Raw genomic sequence first — 18859 nt, 5'->3', positions numbered from 1 at the left:
TTTATTGAGAGATTTTGTCATTAATTTGTAGTTCATCAAATAATTTAATTAAATGAACCGAGTAGTCTTGAATTGAAGACCAAGAGGTAATGATGCGTTTGAATTGGGTAATAAAACGAAGTAATTTTTCTGCATTATTGATCTTAGAGAAAATATCAATGGACTGTTTGACCTCAGTGAGGATGACAAGCCACATATAGTCAAGATGATCGATGGCCAAACGAGCATCTTTAAATAGCCCTTCAATTTTTTGTAAATTAATCTGAATATCAAAAATAGTTTTTTGGAGTAGTTTTTCTTGGTTTATTTTGGCATTGGTTTCCTCTATTTCTTTGATAATTAAATTTTTTCTATGACGTATAGCCTCCGCTTTTGAGCCAAAAATGCTACTAGTGATAAGTAACCCAATGATCCCTCCGGCTAAACCAGTAAAGCAAAGTTTTACATAATGGGAGTATTCCTGTTCAAGCTGAATTAATTCATTTTTCTTGAATTCAATAAGCTCTTTTAAGAAGGATTCAGCAGTCTCTGGATCATTTTTAGATTCTAATTGTTGATAAAGCCCTTTAATATTAAATAATAGTGATTCAACATGACTATAATCAGATAAATATCCACCCGTGATATGGGCACGAAAATCAGAGACTGTATTTTTAATCCGGATAGTTTTGACAGACTGTTGCTTTATATCGCCTTTAATCAGTTGCAAGATACTGAGTAATTCAGTGGCAATTTGCTGGTCATCATTTTGATAGGTTATTTGTTTCAGTTCATGTTCTGATAAGTTGTCTAAGCTTTCAGATATCTTTTGGATAATAGGCATATGATTGATATATTCAACTATTTGGTCGCCTGTTTGTATAATATTGCGGCTCGTTAATGATAAGTCAACGGACTGCTCTTTTACTTGTTTTTCTACATTATCCCAAGTATTAGCATGGCTTCGAATATTAATAATCACATCCGCTAATTCAGTTGCTGGAAGTAATTCATCATTTTCATCATTAATTCCAAACCATTTTAATATATCTGACTCTTTCATCGGTAGCGTAAGCGCAAATTGAACATGCCTATGAATATTAATTAAATCATCAAGAGTAAAGATTCCTGCATCTCTAGCTGATAGGGAGTCCTGATTAGTTAATAAAGCTAATGTAGCATCACCAATATTTTCCTTTTCAATGATTCTGTCATAATTAAATTGATTATTCATTATGGTTTTCCAATTAGTTTTGGTGGAAAGGAGGAGTATTTGTACTTGAAAGCTAATTATATTTTTTCATATAATGGTTTTTTACATTATCTATGAGATATTTCATTATTATCAATAATAATGAATGGTCACTTTCAATTTATCGCTTCTTAACCTACTAGAAACTTAGAGCTTACGTTGATATTAAAAAATGAAAAACATCGATAAAAAATGACTGTTTAATTTTGATTTTAAATGAAATTTTAATTTTAAATTATTAAGTTTAATTTGACCGGTAGGGTAATTTAATTATTAGGGGTAATGAGTTGTTAATAATTATTTATATTAATATCAGATGTAGATTTTATATTTATAGTCTATAAGTTTCACTTAAGGCTATAAATAATTTTAATCATTATAATTAGAATTAAAAACTCTATTTCAAGAAAATAAATTTCCGATTGGAACTAAAAATTTCAAAATTATCTCTTTCACTCTCATGCACCGAAACCTAACTTTAAAATAGGTCAATTAATGTGATAACCACTTGATCTTATAATGAACGGGAAAGATGTGCTCATAATTTATACTAATAAAAAGCATCACTCTTTGAGCGATTATTGAACATATCATGCTATTAAATGATGAATGTATTAATAAATTTCATTGCGATATATAATAATTGAAAGTAATCGGTGTGATGTAGCAGTGGGAATCTAAAGTGATATATACAAAAATCGAAAAACTATTAGCTGAAATCCTGAATCATTTGTCTACATTGACGCTTAGCCCTAATGAGTTCACCCGCCTAACTTGGCAATTTGATATCCAAGGCTCGTTCCCTGGTCTCGCGTGGCTATCCGAGCAAGAATTTTACCCGCAATTTTATTGGTATCACCGAACAGGTTCTGATGAATGTAGTGCATTAGGTATGGTTAAATCATTCAATGGAATTACTGAGGTTGAACATTTTTTATCCACTCATGCTCAATGGCCTGATATGCGCCTATGGGGATTAAATGGTTGGAATGGAGTGGGTGATGGCATTTCTGAAGAGCTTAAGCGTGCATCAACGTACTATTTTTTACCTCGTCTCGAAATATTTCGCTTGCGCTCAAATGCGACGATTTCTTTATATATTAATGGTGAACAGGATCGCTTGAATGCGATTGAGTTCTTACAAAAACTTAAATCACCTTCCCAAGCAACACTTCAATTATCTGTCAATATTATTGGACAGCAACATATTCCGGAACGTGAAGAATGGTGTCGATTACTGACTAACGCTATTCAAGATATGCGCGCTGGAAAAATGGAAAAAGTGGTCATGGCGAGAGAAACTAAGCTGACCTTATCGCATCCTATTTCTGTGGCGCAATTTTTATCTGCAAGCCAACAAGTCAATCACCATTGCTACCATTTTATGATGGCATTTAGTCGAGATTCTGGATTTATGTCTTCAACGCCAGAACGTCTCTATTTACGTCAAGATTATCAACTTAATTCAGAAGCCTTGGCGGGTACGGTAGCGAATCATGTTGATGATAGCATAGCGGCTGATAATGCTAAGTGGTTGATGGAAGATAGTAAAAATCAGCATGAAAATTTAGTGGTTGTAGATGATATTTGTCAGCAATTACAAGGTGCTGTTATGGGGATTGATGTTTCACCAGCTAAAGTTATTCGGCTCAGAAAAATTCAACATTTGTATCGTTCAATCGTAGCAACGTTACTTTCTCGCTCAGACAGTGATTGCTTACAACGTTTACAACCCACGGCGGCGGTATGTGGGTTACCTCGGAATATAGCCCGAGAATATTTAGCTAAACATGAATCCTTCTCGCGAGGTTGGTACGCGGGTACGGGAGGTTTCGTTAGCTTGAATAAGAGCGAATTCGCAGTTTCTTTGCGTTGTGCACAGATTGACGGGGAGTCTATTTCACTTTATTCCGGAGCGGGTATTGTTAGTGACTCAGATCCAGAACAAGAGTGGGAAGAGATTGAAAATAAAGCGGCAGGATTAAAATCTTTGCTAGGAAATGTATAAAACCCCTATATCTAAAGTGGTTATTTCTTTTTATTTTCAATTGGTTCATGAAAAATTGTCCTGAGATCAAGAAATTTATCTCAATCCTATTACACTCAGTATCATGAATAATTTACCGAGCACATTATGTCGAATTCTGCTTTTAATATCCGTTGGGCTGAGGTAATTATTGAAGCGCTCGCCCGCCATGGTATGAAAAATATCTGCATTGCCCCTGGTTCCCGTTCAACGCCGTTAACACTGGCGGCCATTAATAACGGTAAACTACATTGCCACACTCATTTCGATGAGCGCGGATTAGGGCATCTAGCTTTGGGTTTAGCGAAAGCCAGTGGTGAACCTGTTGGGGTCATTGTTACATCTGGAACCGCAGTTGCTAATCTTTATCCTGCATTGATAGAGGCGGGGTTAACGGGCGAAAAAGTCATTTTTCTGACTGCGGATAGACCACCCGAATTAATCGACTGTGGTGCAAACCAAGCAATTCGTCAGACACATATTTTTGCTAGCCATCCGTTTGAAGATTTAATGTTACCTAGACCGACGCAGGATATCTCGGCAAAGTGGCTGGTATCTGCTATCGATAATGGCATGAACCAATTGCGCCATGGTGCTTTTCATATTAATTGCCCTTTTGCGGAACCTTTATATGGGGAAACTGAAGGGGAGTACCAATGGCATGAAAGTCTTGGTAATTGGTGGAATTCTAATCATCCATGGCTCAGTGAACCCCCAACTCATACTGTTGCATTAGTTGCAGATTGGTATTTTTGGCGCCAGAAAAAAGGCGTGGTGATTGCTGGGCGCATGGGGAGCAGTGAAGGTGAATATGTTGCTAAATGGGCTGCTGAACTGGGATGGCCTATTATTGGTGATGTTTTATCGCAAACGGGTCAACCTTATCCTTGTGCTGATTTATGGTTACAACACGCAGATGCCCAAGCATGGCTACAAGAAGCTGAGTTAGTCATACAATTTGGGTCGAGTATAACCGGAAAAAGAGCCTTACAATGGCAAAGTCATTGTGAGCCTCAAGAATACTGGATTATTGATACTATCCCAGGGCGCCTAGACCCTGCGAATCATACTGGTCGTAAATTAACATGCAGCATCAAAGGTTGGTTGGATAATCATCCTGCGCAGCCACGCAGTCCTTGGTGTGAGGGACTCGCTACACTTGCAAGCAAAACCCAGCAGCATATACAGGCACTATTACAGGATCAATATTCTGAAGCCGCGATTGCCCATCAATTACCTCAACTTTTCCCTCCTCGCGGGCAACTTTTTGTCGGTAACAGCTTAATTGTCCGTTTAGTCGACGCATTAGCTCAGCTTCCTGCGGGGTATCCGGTTTACAGTAATCGAGGTGCGAGTGGTATTGATGGATTAATTTCAACAATGGCAGGCGTTCAACGTGCGACCGCGAGACCAACCTTAGGTATTGTGGGCGATCTTTCTGCATTGTATGACTTAAATAGTCTGGCCTTGCTACGTACACCATCTGCACCAACGGTACTCATCGTGGTGAACAATAATGGTGGGCAAATTTTTTCCATGCTACCAACATCGAAAGAGGCAAGGGAGCATTATTACTGTATGCCGCAAAATGTTAGCTTTGCTGGGGCTGCAACGATGTTTGGTTTGCAATATTGCGCGCCAACGGACTGGAGTACCTTGAAAGAGACTGTGCAAAAATTCTGGCATAACCAACACGGAACCTTGCTTGTGGAGTTAGTGGTTAATGGTGATGAGGGCGCTTGTACCTTAAAACAATTACTGCAAGATGTGGAAAACTTGTAATGTTATCCGCTAAACGCTATGACATTTTAAATGACTCAAATCAGGCTAAAGCAAAGCCGTGGTTAGTTTTTTTACATGGGTTATTAGGTAGTAGTGATGATTGGCAAGAGGTTGTAGAACAGTGCCAAGAGTATCCTTGTTTAGTGGTCGATTTACCCGGACATGGGGATTCTAGTGCAATCAATTGCCAAAGTTTCAGTGACTTTGATCAGCAACTTAATGAGTTATTGCATCATCATAATATCCAAGAATATGTATTAATTGGTTATTCGCTGGGAGCTCGTTTAGCCATGCACTTTGCCTGTTTTGCTCCTCATCAGGGGCTAAAAGGTTTAGTAATTGAAGGCGGAAATGTAGGGCTCAATAATGAAAATGAACGAATAGCTCGCGCTGAAAATGACCATCAATGGGCTGAACGTTTTCGTCAACAGCCTATGGAAAACGTGTTGAATGCTTGGTACCAGCAAGCGGTATTTGCAGATTTGACCTTAAAGCAACGCCAACAGTTGGTGCAATTACGAGGTAAGAATAATCCACTAGCAGTGGCAGACATGCTGGAAAATACGTCATTAGCAAAACAACCATTTTTAGTGGAAAAGTTACAACAGTTACTCACTCCTTATCGTTATTTTTGCGGTGAGAGAGACCAAAAATTTCGAAGCGTTTCGCAACAATACGCATTGCCGTTTACGCTAATTGAAAATGCAGGGCATAATGCGCATCGGGAAAACCCCCAACATTATGTGATTGCACTTCACCATTTTTTATCAAACTGTGGTTAAAGGAACTTGATAATGATTTATCCAAGCGAAGAAAAACTGTACGCGCCAATTGAATGGCAAGACTGCTCGACAGGCTTTGAAGATATTCGATATCACAAATCCCCTGAAGGGATTGCGAAAATCACCATCAATCGTCCTGAAGTGCGTAATGCTTTCAGACCACAAACAGTCAAAGAGATGATCCAAGCATTGTCGGACGCCCGTTATGATGATCACATTGGTACTATTATCCTGACGGGTGAAGGCGAAAAAGCATTCTGTGCAGGTGGTGACCAGAAAATTCGTGGTGACTACGGCGGCTACCGCGATGAAAGTGGAACTCACCATCTGAACGTTTTAGATTTTCAACGCCAGATCCGCACTTGCCCTAAACCGGTTGTGGCCATGGTTGCTGGCTTCTCTATCGGTGGCGGTCATGTGTTGCACATGATGTGCGATCTGACGATTGCTGCGGATAATGCGATTTTTGGCCAAACAGGGCCGAAAGTTGGCTCGTTTGATGGTGGTTGGGGCGCATCTTACATGGCTCGCATTGTCGGTCAAAAGAAAGCGCGTGAAATTTGGTTCCTGTGCCGTCAGTATAATGCACAAGAAGCATTAGACATGGGCTTGGTCAATACCGTCGTGCCTTATGCTGACCTTGAAAAAGAAACAGTTCGCTGGTGTCGTGAAATGCTGGAAAACAGCCCAATGGCATTACGTTGCCTTAAAGCGGCACTGAATGCTGACTGTGATGGCCAGGCAGGCCTGCAAGAATTAGCAGGAAATGCAACAATGCTGTTCTACATGACTGATGAAGGTCAGGAAGGTCGTAACGCATTTAACGAAAAACGTGCACCAGATTTTTCTAAATATAAGCGTAATCCATAATGAGAAAAGCAACACTTTACTCGTTCAGCCTGCCGATGGAGGCAGGCGTTATCCTTCGCTATCAACGGCTCAAAACCCGTGATGGGTTATTGGTCTGTTTACAAGATGGGGATAGCGAAGGCTGGGGGGAAATTTCACCTCTGCCTGAATTTAGCCGTGAAACATTGGAAGATGCGACAGCAAAAACCATTGAATGGCTGAAGGGATGGGTGAATGAAGGCAATCAACCTGAAAGTGAATTACCTTCTGTCGCCTTTGGTTGCAGCTGTGCTCTCGCCGAGCTTTCGGGGGAATTACCTCAACAAGCAGATTATCGTAAAGCACCCTTGTGCAGTGGCGACCCAGATGACTTGATCCTGAGCTTAGATGCGATGGATGGTGAAAAGGTTGCTAAGGTGAAAGTGGGCTTATATGAGGCCGTTCGTGATGGTATGGTTGCGAATTTACTTCTTGAAGCTGTGCCTGAACTAAAACTGCGTTTAGATGCTAACCGTAGCTGGACACGAGCAAAAGCGGATGGGTTCGCAAAATACGTGAATCCCGATTATCGTGATCGTATCGCATTTCTTGAAGAACCATGCAAGACCCGTGAAGAATCGCTACAGTTTGCAGCGGATACAGGAATTGCCATTGCTTGGGATGAAAGTGTCCGTGAGGATGGCTTTAAAGTTGAAGCTCAATCCGGAGTGGCTGCAATTGTGATTAAACCAACCCTGACAGGCAGCTTGGATAATTGCCGTCGTTTGGTAGAGCAAGCACACCAACTGGGTTTACAAGCAGTTATCAGCTCATCGATTGAAACCAGTTTTGGTCTAACGCAACTGGCTCGAGTGGCTAATTGGTTAACACCAAATACTATTCCGGGTTTGGATACAGTTTCACTGATCCAATCTCAGTTAATTCGTCCTTGGCCACAGTGTGATATTCCTATCCAACAGTTAGATGACTTGACGGTTGTATGGCAGAGCTAACCCACTTTACTGACTGGCCTTGGCGGCATTGGGCCAGTCAGCATCCTGATTCAATTGCATTGCTAACGGATTCTGAAAGTTATACGTGGCAGACATTAAGCGAGCAGGTATCTAATCTTTCTACTTATTTTTCAATGCAGGGTTTAACACAAGAGCAATGTGTCGTTTTGCGTGGAAAAAATTCAGTTGAATTATTATTGAGCCAGTTGGCAATTATTGCCTGTGGCGCTCGTGTCTTACCGTTAAATCCTCGTCTTCCTGAAAGGCTTATAGACGAATTATTACCTCATCTTGATGTGGATTTTGTTATCGACTTTACAGATGACGATAAAATTCTGTCGGGTTACCCCCGCTTGGACTATCAGCTCTATGATCACTTTATTGGTGAAGAGTTATTCAAACTTAATAACTTTCAAAAGGTAATTGACCAACCTGCGACGTTAATTTTAACGTCAGGCTCTACGGGGTTACCAAAAGCCGCTGTTCATAGTGTTGCAGCACATTTAAACAGTGCGGATGGTGTATTAAGTGTAATGAATTACCAGCAAAATGATTGCTGGCTACTTTCTTTGCCACTTTTCCATGTGTCAGGGCAAGGTATAGTCTGGCGCTGGTTGCTAAAAGGTAGAAGCTTAGCATTACGTACGGCACCGCTACCAGAAGCACTACAAGGCGTAACCCATGCATCTTTAGTTCCTACTCAACTATGGCGCTTATTGAATGATGGGCGGCAAGTTGATATCAACTTAAAAGAGGTTTTATTGGGGGGCGCTATGATCCCAACCCCATTGACAGAATTAGCCATGAGCCAAGGGATTATTTGTTGGAGTGGCTACGGCATGACGGAAATGGCATCGACGGTTTGTGCGAAGCGAGCCGATGGAAAAAAAGGGGTTGGGTTGCCATTAAAAGGCAAACAGCTACGTATTGTGGATGATGAAATCCAAATACAATCCTCAAGTCAAGCCATGGGGTATTGGTTTGATGGCGAATTATTACCGCTAAAATGTAGCGAAGGTTGGTTCAAAACTAACGATAAAGGTGCATTAATTGACGGGGAATATCAAATTCTGGGTCGCTTAGATAACTTATTTATCAGTGGTGGAGAATGTGTCCAGCCAGAAGATATTGAGTCGGTGATCAATAGCCATCCTCAAGTTAGCCAAAGCTTTATCATTCCCATTGATGATGAGCAGTTTGGGCAGCGTCCTGTTGCAGTCATTGAAGCTGACGAGAGTTTAGGGTTAACGATGCTGGCGGATTGGCTGAAAGATAAATTAGCACCTTATCAATTCCCAAAGACATTTTACCATTTAGTTCCTGAACTGAAAGCAGGGGGAATTAAAGTGTCTCGCCAGCAGGTAAAGCAGTGGGTATTGGCGCAACTAGCTAATTAAATACAAAAGCGCTAGAAGGCTCTAGCGCTTGATAACAATTAAAATAATAGATTTATTTTAGTGCGTTTAATGCTTTTTCAACCCCAGCACCGTATTCAGGGTGTACTTTCTTGAATAACTCAATTTGACGTTTCTGAGTTTCTTCTGATGCTTCAATTAACTCGCCTGCTAAACGTTGGAACATACGCTGATGTTCTGCATCATCTAACAACTCATACAGCGCCCTAGGCTGGCTGAAGTAATCTTCATCTTCACGATGATTCCAATGATCAGCGGCACCTTCTAGGGATAATGGCGGTTCGCTGTAGTCTGGCTGCTCTTGGAACATTCCCGCACTGTTCGGCTCATAAGTGACGGTATTACTACTGTTCCCGTCAACTCGCATTGCACCATCACGATGGTAATTATGGAATGGACAGCGTGGCGCATTGACAGGGATTTGATAGTGATTAACACCTAAGCGGTAACGCTGGGTATCACCATAAGAGAATAAGCGACCTTGCAGCATTTTGTCTGGGGAGAAACCAATACCCGGTACGATATTTGTAGGCGCAAATGCAGCTTGTTCAACATCAGAGAAATAGTTTGCTGGATTGCGATTCAATTCAAAATATCCAACATCGATTAATGGGTAATCTTTGTGTGGCCAAACTTTAGTTAAATCAAACGGATTATAAGGAACAGTAGATGCTTCTTTTTCCGGCATAATCTGAATTTGAAGATTCCAACGAGGATAGTCACCTTTTTCAATGGCTTCAAAGAGATCGCGTTGTGAGCTTTCACGATCCTTACCAATCAGCTCTTGAGCTTCGTCATCCATCAAGTTTTTAATACCTTGTTGGCTGCGGAAGTGGAATTTAACCCAGAAACGCTCGTTGTTGGCATTGATAAAGCTGTAGGTATGGCTACCAAATCCATGCATAAAGCGGTAGCTTTTTGGTAAGCCACGATCGCTGACGTCAATAGTTAATTGGTGCAAAGCTTCGGGTAAGTGCGAGAAAAAATCCCACTTATATGCTGCACTACGCATATTTGTATAAGGACAGCGTTTTACAACGTGGTTTAAGTCAGGGAATTTTAATGGGTCGCGCAGATAGAATACTGGGGTATTGTTACCCACCATGTCCCAGTTGCCTTCCTCAGTATAAAATTTCATGGCAAAACCACGAATATCGCGTTCTGCATCCGCAGCACCGCGTTCGCCTGCAACGGTAGAGAAACGAACAAATAAGTCAGTTTTTTTGCCAATTTCACTGAACAGTTTTGCACGAGTATAACGGGTTATATCGTGGGTTACTGTGAATGTACCAAAAGCACCGGAACCTTTAGCATGCATACGGCGTTCAGGGATAACTTCACGATCAAAATGTGCCAGTTTTTCTAAAAACCAAACGTCTTGCAGCAACATTGGACCACGTTTACCCGCCGTCATTACGTTGTTATTGTCTGCAACAGGGGCGCCAAACGCGGTAGTTAGACCTTTTTTCTTCATCATAATACTCCCAGAATATTTAGAGTTATAAACTACTAAAAAATAACTAATTAGCTGAATATTTGTAAAATATGACTTCGTTTCTATAATAAGCTTGGTGACTAGTATAATGAGCATGTAATTAATAATCTAATCAGAGTCGCCAATTACTGCAATCGTTTGGAGACAATGTAGAGTAAGAAAAAATGCATTTTTTATCTTACTATATGAAAATAGGGTGAAATTACACTTATCGTGCTTTGTAAACTACCGTTAACGTAAATTTAAGCAAAAAATACTGAGTCGATGCGCTAAATCACGTACCATCACCCTGATAGTTTTAATTCAAATAACAAAGGATATAACAATGCGCAAAGTTCTATTACTTGTTGCGGCAACTTCTGCATTCTATATGGGTGCAGCGCAGGCAATTTCTGCTGATTTTACTGCTGGTGAACATTTTACTGAGCTGAATGGTGGTTTTGGTACACAAGGTTCTGGTTTAGCATTTAATGGTTCATGGGCTCGTAGTGATCATAATGGTCAACTAGGAAGTTTAGGTGCCACATTTGGACTACCTTTAGGTCCTTTCAACGCCTATGTTGGAGGGAAAGCATTATATTTGTCGCCTAAAGATGGTAATGATGGCGCGGCGGCAGCATTAGGTGGTGGTTTAAGCTGGCAAGTCCTGCCATCATTAAATTTATACGGTGAAGCGTATGGTGCACCGGAATCACTGACTTCTGGCAGCAAATCTTATACCGAAGCGAAAGCAGGTGCGCGTTTTACGGTCTTCAAGCCACTGTCAGTTGATGCGGGTTACCGCTTAATTGAGATGAAAGGTGCTCATGATGATCGTAATGAGAAACTTGCAGATGGGTGGTATGTGGGCGCCGGCCTCTCATTCTAATATTCTCGTCATATTTTGATTTGTGGCGTTGTTGACCGCACTCGGCTACTCGGGTCACATACTCATGTATGCTCCCCAAGATATCCTCGTTTGCCGCCTAGCCACAATTCAAACTATTTAGAGAATAACGCTAGTGCTCGTTATGTTTTGAAAAATGGCGGAAATGTATTTTTCAAAAATAGAAAAAAACACGTCAAAACAAAAACACCCCATATTGGGGTGTTTTTTTATGCGTGAAATTGTGGTGAGGATTAACCTACGTTAGGTAGGAAGCCGGCTACAATCGAGAACTGGATGGCGATGACCGCGATACCACACAGCAAAACTAAGCTTAGGATTGGAGTGCCGCCTTTGACGCGGTAAATACCGGGAGCTTCTAACTTACGTACTCGCATCGTTAACAGTGCTGGCATGATTAATGCTAAGACAGATAATGCTACAGCGGCATAAGTTAAAGCCTGTACAAAGCTGCTGAAGAATAGTGCGGCGAGTAATGGTGGTACAAATGTCAGTAATGTAGTTTGAGATCGACCAATAAAATTATTACTACGCTTAAATAAGTCAGCAAGATAGTCAAATAACCCTAGGGCAACGCCTAAGAAAGAAGTCGCTAAGGCTAAATCCATGAATAGAGCAACCGCCATATTGACTCTTGGTGTTGCAACCACATCTCGAATAGCGATGAGCAAACCATTTAATCCCGATGATTGAGCTAGAATTCCCATAAAGGTCTCTGATGGGATAGCCCCTAACGTTGCAATCTGCCATAAAATATAAGCGACAAGGGGGATTGCACTACCTGTAATGAAAATGATACGTAACTTACGTACATCACCATTCATATAATTCACTAAGCTCGGAACACTGCCATGGAAGCCAAAAGAGGTAAAAATAACAGGAACGGCGGCTAATATAAGACCTTTTTCTAGTGGCAGAGTGCTTAAGTTAACCGCCTCGGCATGGGGCATCATGACGGCAAGCATGATCACTAAAAAAATAGTTTTAGCGGTAAAGAGGATACGGTTGATAAAGTCGACAGAGTGAGTCCCTACACAGACAATTGCGCCACCGACTATAGTGAACATAACAATGGCAGTTTCAGTGGAAACAGTAACACCCCACCAAGACGATAAGCTATCAGAGATAAGTACGCCGGCACCACCGATATATGCTGTTGTCAGTGCATACATTAGGAGCAACATACTTAAGCCAGTGACAACTTGCCCAACAGGACCTAAATATTTTTTGGCGACAGTACCAAGCCCCATGTTTGCAGGGTTATGCTGATAAACCTCGACTAGCAGCAATGAGGTGTAACTCATTAGCATCCATAAGCCAACTAATAAACAGACAATAGCAGTAAAACCTACACCAGCAGCAGCTAGTGGCATAGCCAACATCCCTGCACCAATTGTTGTTCCCGCAACGATCAAAATACTGCCAAGGGTACGATTCTTCACAAATTCCTCTGATTGAATTCGAGTTATTAATAATTTGAGCAGGTTATGCGATTGAGATTATTCTGTCAAATCTTAATTACAGGTGCTGTAAATAATAGATTACAGTCTATTTTGGTTAATAATTTCCCTAATGTTTAAATGATCCCATATATATGAAATATCGTGAAATTGAACATAAATTGAGTTTGATAATAAAATGGTAAGTGAAATTTAATGAGGGGAAATGTTAAAATATATGGTGTATTTGTATGATTTTATTGCAAAAAAGCAATTAATTTCACAGGGTAGCAGTAACTAAGGTAAATTATTGTGATGTGGATTTAAAGTTGTGTAAAAAAATAAAAAAATATTAATGTTTTAATTAATATAAATCAAATTAATATATTAAGACCATCTAGATAATGTAGGAAACATATAAATATATAATTAAAGGATGGTTTTATGGATTTTATTATTCAACTCGCCATTATTCTCGTTTGCTTGTTCTACGGAGCAAGGAAAGGGGGGATGGCACTCGGGCTGTTAGGTGGTGTGGGTCTGGTGATCCTCGTTTTCGGGTTTGGTATACCGCCGGGAAAACCGCCTGTTGATGTTATGCTTGTTATCATCGCTGTTGTTGCAGCATCAGCAACGTTACAAGCATCAGGCGGTTTAGACGTTATGCTACAAATTGCAGAACGTTTACTGCGTAAAAACCCAAAATACATTTCTATTGTGGCACCTTTCGTAACCTGTATCTTAACCATTTTGTGTGGTACCGGGCATGTGGTGTACACCATTTTGCCAATTATCTATGATGCCGCAATCAAGAATAATATTCGTCCAGAAAGACCAATGGCGGCGAGTAGTATTGGTGCGCAGATGGGGATTATTGCTAGCCCAGTATCCGTAGCTGTTGTGTCATTAGTTGCGATGCTTAATGGGGTTTCAATCAATGGTAAATCTCTGGAGTTCTTAGATCTTCTGGCAATTACTATTCCATCGACATTACTTGGTATCTTAGCCATTGGTATTTTCAGTTGGTTTAGAGGTAAAGATCTCGATAAGGACCCAGTATTCCAAGAGTTTATTTCTGTTCCAGAAAACCATGATTATGTTTATGGTGAGACGGTTACGCTACTGGATAAAAAGCTGCCTAAAATTAACTGGGTGGCAATGTGGATCTTTTTAGCATCCATTGTTGTTGTTGCTTTGCTTGGTGCATTCTCTGAGTTAAGACCATTAATTAACGGTAAGCCGTTGTCTATGGTCTTGGTGATTCAGATGTTTATGTTATTAGCGGGTGCGCTGATTATTATTATCTGTAAAACCAATCCAGGACAGATTTCTAAAAACGAAGTTTTCCGTTCAGGGATGATAGCTATTGTTGCGGTATACGGTATCGCATGGATGGCAGAAACCATGTTCGGTGCTCATATGGATGAAATCAAAGGAACGTTAGGGACTTTGGTGAAGGATTTCCCTTGGGCTTATGCGGTTGTTTTACTGTTAGTATCTAAATTTGTGAACTCACAGGCGGCGGCTTTAGCGGCGGTAGTACCAATCGCACTGGGTATTGGTGTTGATCCTGCTTATATTATTGCATCTGCGCCTGCTTGTTATGGTTACTATATTCTGCCGACTTACCCGAGTGATCTTGCTGCAATTCAGTTTGACCGTTCAGGAACCACGCGCATTGGTAAGTTTGTTATCAACCATAGCTTTATCCTGCCAGGCTTAATTGGAGTGGGTGTATCCTGTGTGTTTGGTTGGGTGTTTGCTGCGTTGTACGGTTATTTATAAAAATACCCGTCATACTTCAAGGTACAGGGGTGTTAGCTGCTCTTAGCTAGTCGGGTCACATACTTGTGTATGCTCCCCGACTATCTTCGTTTGCTGCCTACCTGCAACTCGAATTATTTAGGGCATTATTTTATAAGCAAAAAGTTTATAAGCAAAAAGTTTATAAGCAAAAAGCGATTGCTCGAGTCATCAAAGCAATCGCTTTTTATTGTTAGATATACAGTATGACTCGCGCCGCTACTCGATTTCAATATCGGAAAGCGGATGGCAGCAACAGGGTAAGATCTCACCCTCTTGAACATAGGCTAAAGGCTTCTGTTTGTATCCAACCTTTCCCTTTAATAATGTTACGCGACACGAGCCACAATACCCTTCACGGCATTGATACTCGACAGCAACGCGGCTATCTTCTAGCGCTTCCAATAAGCTGGAATGAACTTTTGTGTGGTAGGGGACTTGCACACCCTGCGTAAGACGCAGGGTGATTTTATGACTAGCCATATTACAGTTCGAAATCACTCAAGTCATCGGTGTTAACTTCAGCGTCAATCTGACCGACTAAATAAGAGCTAACTTCCACTTCTTGTGGTGCCACTTGGACGTTATCCGATACTAACCATGCATTGATCCATGGAATTGGATTTGAACGTGCTTCAAATGGCAGTTTCAGACCTACCGCTTGCATGCGGATATTGGTGATATATTCCACATATTGGCATAGAATTTCTTTGTTTAGACCAATCATTGAGCCTTCACTGAATAGGTATTCAGCCCACTCTTTTTCTTGCTCAGCAGCATCAACGAAGAGTTGATAACATTGCTCTTCACATTCAGCAGCAATTTCTGCCATTTCAGGGTCGTCTTGACCTGAACGTAGCAGATTCAACATATGTTGAGTGCCCGTTAAATGTAGCGCTTCATCGCGTGCAATCAGCTTGATAATTTTGGCGTTACCTTCCATTAACTCACGTTCAGCGAATGCAAAGGAGCATGCAAAACTGACATAGAAACGGATGGCTTCAAGAGCGTTGACACTCATTAAGCACAGGTAAAGTTGTTTTTTCAATTCGCGCAATGAAACAACGATTTGTTTGCCACCAAAAGTATGCGTCCCTTCACCAAACATATGGTAATAGTTTGTCATTTCAATCAGTTTGTCATAGTACGCAGAAATATCTTTTGCACGCTTCAGAATTTCTTCATTTTCAACGATATCGTCAAAGATAATCGCCGGATCATTCACGATATTACGAATAATATGCGTATACGATCGCGAATGGATAGTTTCTGAGAATGACCAAGTTTCAACCCAAGTTTCTAGCTCAGGGATTGAAATCAGTGGCAAGAATGCCACGTTAGGGCTGCGGCCTTGAATAGAATCAAGCAGCGTTTGGTATTTCAGGTTACTAATGAAAATATGTTTTTCATGATCTGGCAGAGCGTTGTAGTCGATACGGTCGCGAGACACGTCAACTTCTTCTGGACGCCAGAAAAATGAAAGTTGCTTTTCAATCAGTTTTTCAAAAATAGGATACTTTTGCTGATCAAAACGCGCCACGTTAACAGGTTGGCCGAAAAACATCGGCTCCTGTAATTGGTCATTCTTTTTTTGAGAAAAAATAGTGTATGTATGTGACATAACCATCCCTATTAAATTTTACACGCGCCGCCTTCACAATCGGAATCAGCAGACTCAACAACTTCTTCCAGGTCACCCTGAACATCTTCCGCGCCATCGCGAGTATTGTGGTAGTAAAGTGTTTTGACACCAAACTTATAGGCGAGCAATAAATCTTTTAGTAATTGATTCATTGGTACTTTGCCACTTGGGAAACGCGTTGGGTCATAATTTGTATTGGCAGAGATCGACTGATCGATAAATTTCTGCATGATCCCAACGAGTTGCAAATAGCCGTTATTCGATGGCATCTGCCATAACAACTCATAAGCACCTTTTAAATTTTCATAATCAGGAACCACTTGGCGCAAGATACCATCTTTGGATGCTTTAATGCTGACGTAGCCACGAGGTGGTTCGATACCATTGGTCGCATTCGAAATCTGAGACGAAGTCTCTGAAGGCATTAAAGCCGATAGCGTAGAATTGCGCAGGCCGTATTGTTGGATCTCTTTACGCAGAGTTTCCCAATCATAATGCAGTGGTTCGTCAGTTAATTTATCGAGCTCACGTTTGTAAGTGTCGATAGGTAATACGCCTTGTGCATAAGTGGTTTCATTGAACCACGGGCATGCGCCTTGCTCTTTCGCTAACTCATTAGAGGCTTTCAATAAGTAATATTGGATAGCTTCAAATGTTTTATGGGTAAGATTATTTGCGCTACCGTCAGAGTAACGTACACCGTGTTTTGCTAAGTAATAGGCGTAGTTGATCACACCCACACCAAGAGTACGACGACCCATCGAGCCTTTTTGCGCCGCTGGGATTGGGTAGTCTTGATAATCGAGCAGTGCATCTAACGCACGAACTGCGAGAACCGCTAGCTCTTCTAACTCATCTAAGCTGTTAATCGCCCCTAAGTTAAAGGCCGAAAGTGTACACAGTGCAATTTCACCTTCTTCATCATTGATGTTATTCAATGGCTTAGTTGGTAGTGCGATTTCTAAACACAGGTTAGATTGACGAACAGGGGCAACCTGCGGATCAAATGGGCTGTGTGTATTACAGTGGTCAACGTTCTGAATATAAATACGACCTGTCGATGCACGTTCTTGCATCATTAATGAGAACAGCTCAACCGCTTTAACGCTGGATTTACGAATGTTTTCATCTTGCTCATACTGAACATATAGGCGTTCAAACTCGTCTTGATCTGCAAAGAAAGCATCATACAAACCTGGGACATCAGATGGGCTGAATAGGGTGATATCTTGGTTTTTGATCAGTCGTTCATACATCAGTTTGTTGAGTTGTACACCGTAGTCCATATGACGTACACGGTTACCTTCAACACCTCGGTTGTTTTTCAGAACCAGCAAGCTTTCAACTTCTAAGTGCCAAATTGGGTAAAACAGGGTCGCTGCACCACCACGGACACCGCCTTGAGAGCAAGATTTTACCGCGGTTTGGAAATGTTTATAGAATGGAATACAGCCCGTGTGGAATGCTTCACCACCACGGATTGGGCTACCCAGTGCACGAATACGACCGGCATTTACACCAATCCCTGCACGTTGAGATACGTATTTCACAATCGCGCTAGAGGTCGCATTGATAGAATCTAAACTGTCACCACACTCAATTAGTACACAAGAACTGAATTGACGAGTTGGTGTACGTACCCCCGCCATAATTGGCGTTGGTAGTGAAATTTTAAAGGTAGAAACCGCATCATAGAAACGACGGATATAATCTAAACGAGTCTCTTTTGGATAATGAGAGAATAGGCAAGCCGCAACCAGAATATATAAAAATTGTGCGCTTTCGTAGATTTCACCGGTAACACGGTTTTGAACTAAATATTTTCCTTCAAGCTGTTTAACCGCCGCATAGGAAAAATTCATATCACGCCAATGGTCAATGAAACCATCCATTTGCTCGAAATCTGCTTCTGAGTAGTCTTCCAGCAAATGCTTATCATACTTGCCCATTTCAACAAGGCGTTTTACATGTGTGTATAATTTTGGTGGCTCAAACTGACCATAGGCTTTTTTGCGTAGGTTAAAAATCGCGAGACGCGCAGCAAGATACTGATAATCAGGAGTATCGCCAGTAATTAAGTCAGCAGCGGCTTTGATCATGGTTTCGTGGATATCAGAGGTTCTGATCCCATCATAAAACTGAATCTGAGAACGTAACTCTACGAGAGATACTGATACGTTATTAAGACCTTCCGCCGCCCAAGCAATCACTTTATGGATTTTGTCGAGGTCAATGCGTTCTTTATGTCCATCACGTTTTGTGACTAACAGACTCTGGTTCATGAGCAAGTACACCTTGGTTGGATTACAAATAGCAGACCCTAAACGTAAAAAAGCTCATGATGTAGGATCATGAGACTTGTATGTCAATTCTAGGATTACCACTATATGTAGTAGTTTATTAAGAATACAATAACAAGATAATGTTAATATGCGATTTTATCAAGTGTACAAATTTGATGGATCTTGTGGATAACAGGTTGGATAAGAAAATTGATCATGTCGGTAAGCTGCATGA

General features: G+C 41.0%; 14 protein-coding genes. 8 read left to right on the top strand and 6 right to left on the bottom strand.

From position 1 onward, the window contains the following. Position 1 precedes the first annotated feature (1 nt). Positions 2 to 1213 carry an alpha-xenorhabdolysin family binary toxin subunit A gene (locus PROVRUST_RS14030; RefSeq protein WP_006815523.1) on the bottom strand — a complete coding sequence of 404 codons (1212 nt, stop codon included), beginning with the start codon at positions 1211 to 1213 and terminating at the stop codon, positions 2 to 4. 700 nt (positions 1214 to 1913) lie between these two features. Between PROVRUST_RS14030 and PROVRUST_RS14025 the strand changes: the two genes are divergently transcribed. From PROVRUST_RS14025 to menE, 6 genes are all read left to right on the top strand, one after another. Further along, a complete protein-coding gene (locus PROVRUST_RS14025; protein WP_006815522.1) occupies positions 1914 to 3239 on the top strand; it encodes an isochorismate synthase in 1326 nt (441 codons plus the stop codon). Between the two features lie 126 nt (positions 3240 to 3365). Further along, positions 3366 to 5039 carry a 2-succinyl-5-enolpyruvyl-6-hydroxy-3-cyclohexene-1-carboxylic-acid synthase gene (gene menD, locus PROVRUST_RS14020; protein ID WP_006815521.1) on the top strand — a complete coding sequence of 558 codons (1674 nt, stop codon included), beginning with the start codon at positions 3366 to 3368 and terminating at the stop codon, positions 5037 to 5039. After that, positions 5039 to 5821 carry a 2-succinyl-6-hydroxy-2,4-cyclohexadiene-1-carboxylate synthase gene (menH, locus tag PROVRUST_RS14015; protein WP_006815520.1) on the top strand — a complete coding sequence of 261 codons (783 nt, stop codon included), beginning with the start codon at positions 5039 to 5041 and terminating at the stop codon, positions 5819 to 5821. Before menD ends, menH begins: the two co-directional genes overlap by 1 nt. 12 nt (positions 5822 to 5833) lie before the next feature. Further along, entirely contained in the window at positions 5834 to 6691 is an 858-nt protein-coding gene (gene menB / locus PROVRUST_RS14010) for a 1,4-dihydroxy-2-naphthoyl-CoA synthase (protein WP_004912212.1), read from the top strand. Beyond that, a complete protein-coding gene (menC, locus tag PROVRUST_RS14005) occupies positions 6691 to 7662 on the top strand; it encodes an o-succinylbenzoate synthase (protein WP_006815519.1) in 972 nt (323 codons plus the stop codon). Before menB ends, menC begins: the two co-directional genes overlap by 1 nt. Then, a complete protein-coding gene (menE, locus tag PROVRUST_RS14000; RefSeq protein ID WP_006815518.1) occupies positions 7650 to 9059 on the top strand; it encodes an o-succinylbenzoate--CoA ligase in 1410 nt (469 codons plus the stop codon). The genes menC and menE overlap by 13 nt, the downstream gene beginning before the upstream one ends. 52 nt (positions 9060 to 9111) lie before the next feature. Here the strand turns inward: menE and PROVRUST_RS13995 are convergent, their stop codons facing one another. Next, positions 9112 to 10554, bottom strand: coding sequence for a catalase (locus tag PROVRUST_RS13995; RefSeq protein WP_197721682.1), 1443 nt, complete (start codon positions 10552 to 10554; stop codon positions 9112 to 9114). Positions 10555 to 10897: 343 nt separating this feature from the next. Here PROVRUST_RS13995 and PROVRUST_RS13990 point away from each other — a divergent pair, with 343 nt between their 5' ends. Then, positions 10898 to 11440 (top strand): YfaZ family outer membrane protein, encoded by a 543-nt coding sequence (locus tag PROVRUST_RS13990; protein ID WP_006815516.1) that lies wholly within the window; start codon positions 10898 to 10900, stop codon positions 11438 to 11440. A gap of 251 nt (positions 11441 to 11691) precedes the next feature. Here the strand turns inward: PROVRUST_RS13990 and tyrP are convergent, their stop codons facing one another. After that, the gene (tyrP, locus tag PROVRUST_RS13985) at positions 11692 to 12840 is read right to left on the bottom strand and encodes a tyrosine transporter TyrP (RefSeq protein ID WP_230083615.1); all 1149 of its coding nucleotides are present in this window, start codon (positions 12838 to 12840) and stop codon (positions 11692 to 11694) included. A gap of 501 nt (positions 12841 to 13341) precedes the next feature. Between tyrP and PROVRUST_RS13980 the strand changes: the two genes are divergently transcribed. Continuing rightward, positions 13342 to 14682 carry an anaerobic C4-dicarboxylate transporter gene (locus tag PROVRUST_RS13980; protein WP_006815514.1) on the top strand — a complete coding sequence of 447 codons (1341 nt, stop codon included), beginning with the start codon at positions 13342 to 13344 and terminating at the stop codon, positions 14680 to 14682. 237 nt (positions 14683 to 14919) lie between these two features. Here the strand turns inward: PROVRUST_RS13980 and yfaE are convergent, their stop codons facing one another. Genes yfaE through nrdA form a run of 3 tightly spaced genes read right to left on the bottom strand, consistent with a single transcriptional unit; the run spans position 14920 to position 18624 of the window. After that, a complete protein-coding gene (gene yfaE, locus PROVRUST_RS13975) occupies positions 14920 to 15183 on the bottom strand; it encodes a class I ribonucleotide reductase maintenance protein YfaE (RefSeq protein ID WP_039855357.1) in 264 nt (87 codons plus the stop codon). A 1-nt stretch (position 15184) separates the two neighbouring features. Continuing rightward, entirely contained in the window at positions 15185 to 16321 is a 1137-nt protein-coding gene (gene nrdB / locus PROVRUST_RS13970; protein WP_039855355.1) for a class Ia ribonucleoside-diphosphate reductase subunit beta, read from the bottom strand. An 11-nt stretch (positions 16322 to 16332) separates the two neighbouring features. After that, positions 16333 to 18624 carry a class 1a ribonucleoside-diphosphate reductase subunit alpha gene (nrdA, locus tag PROVRUST_RS13965; RefSeq protein WP_006815510.1) on the bottom strand — a complete coding sequence of 764 codons (2292 nt, stop codon included), beginning with the start codon at positions 18622 to 18624 and terminating at the stop codon, positions 16333 to 16335. Between the last annotated feature and the right edge of the window lie 235 nt (positions 18625 to 18859).

The sequence above is a fragment of the Providencia rustigianii DSM 4541 genome, assembly GCF_000156395.1.
GTDB lineage: Bacteria > Pseudomonadota > Gammaproteobacteria > Enterobacterales > Enterobacteriaceae > Providencia > Providencia rustigianii.
This window is presented reverse-complemented; position numbering and strand designations above follow the sequence as displayed.

What these genes read in the sequence shown, in the direction of transcription:
- PROVRUST_RS13980 (WP_006815514.1), top strand. Translation starts at nt 13,342, where the DNA reads ATGGATTTTATTATTCAACTCGCCATTATTCTCGTTTGCTTGTTCTAC.
- menH (WP_006815520.1), top strand. Translation starts at nt 5,039, where the DNA reads ATGTTATCCGCTAAACGCTATGACATTTTAAATGACTCAAATCAGGCT.
- menC (WP_006815519.1), top strand. Translation starts at nt 6,691, where the DNA reads ATGAGAAAAGCAACACTTTACTCGTTCAGCCTGCCGATGGAGGCAGGC.
- PROVRUST_RS13995 (WP_197721682.1), bottom strand. Translation starts at nt 10,554, where the DNA reads ATGATGAAGAAAAAAGGTCTAACTACCGCGTTTGGCGCCCCTGTTGCA.
- PROVRUST_RS13990 (WP_006815516.1), top strand. Translation starts at nt 10,898, where the DNA reads ATGCGCAAAGTTCTATTACTTGTTGCGGCAACTTCTGCATTCTATATG.
- tyrP (WP_230083615.1), bottom strand. Translation starts at nt 12,840, where the DNA reads ATGTTGGCTATGCCACTAGCTGCTGCTGGTGTAGGTTTTACTGCTATT.
- menD (WP_006815521.1), top strand. Translation starts at nt 3,366, where the DNA reads ATGTCGAATTCTGCTTTTAATATCCGTTGGGCTGAGGTAATTATTGAA.
- menB (WP_004912212.1), top strand. Translation starts at nt 5,834, where the DNA reads ATGATTTATCCAAGCGAAGAAAAACTGTACGCGCCAATTGAATGGCAA.
- nrdA (WP_006815510.1), bottom strand. Translation starts at nt 18,624, where the DNA reads ATGAACCAGAGTCTGTTAGTCACAAAACGTGATGGACATAAAGAACGC.
- menE (WP_006815518.1), top strand. Translation starts at nt 7,650, where the DNA reads ATGGCAGAGCTAACCCACTTTACTGACTGGCCTTGGCGGCATTGGGCC.
- nrdB (WP_039855355.1), bottom strand. Translation starts at nt 16,321, where the DNA reads ATGTCACATACATACACTATTTTTTCTCAAAAAAAGAATGACCAATTA.
- yfaE (WP_039855357.1), bottom strand. Translation starts at nt 15,183, where the DNA reads ATGGCTAGTCATAAAATCACCCTGCGTCTTACGCAGGGTGTGCAAGTC.
- PROVRUST_RS14030 (WP_006815523.1), bottom strand. Translation starts at nt 1,213, where the DNA reads ATGAATAATCAATTTAATTATGACAGAATCATTGAAAAGGAAAATATT.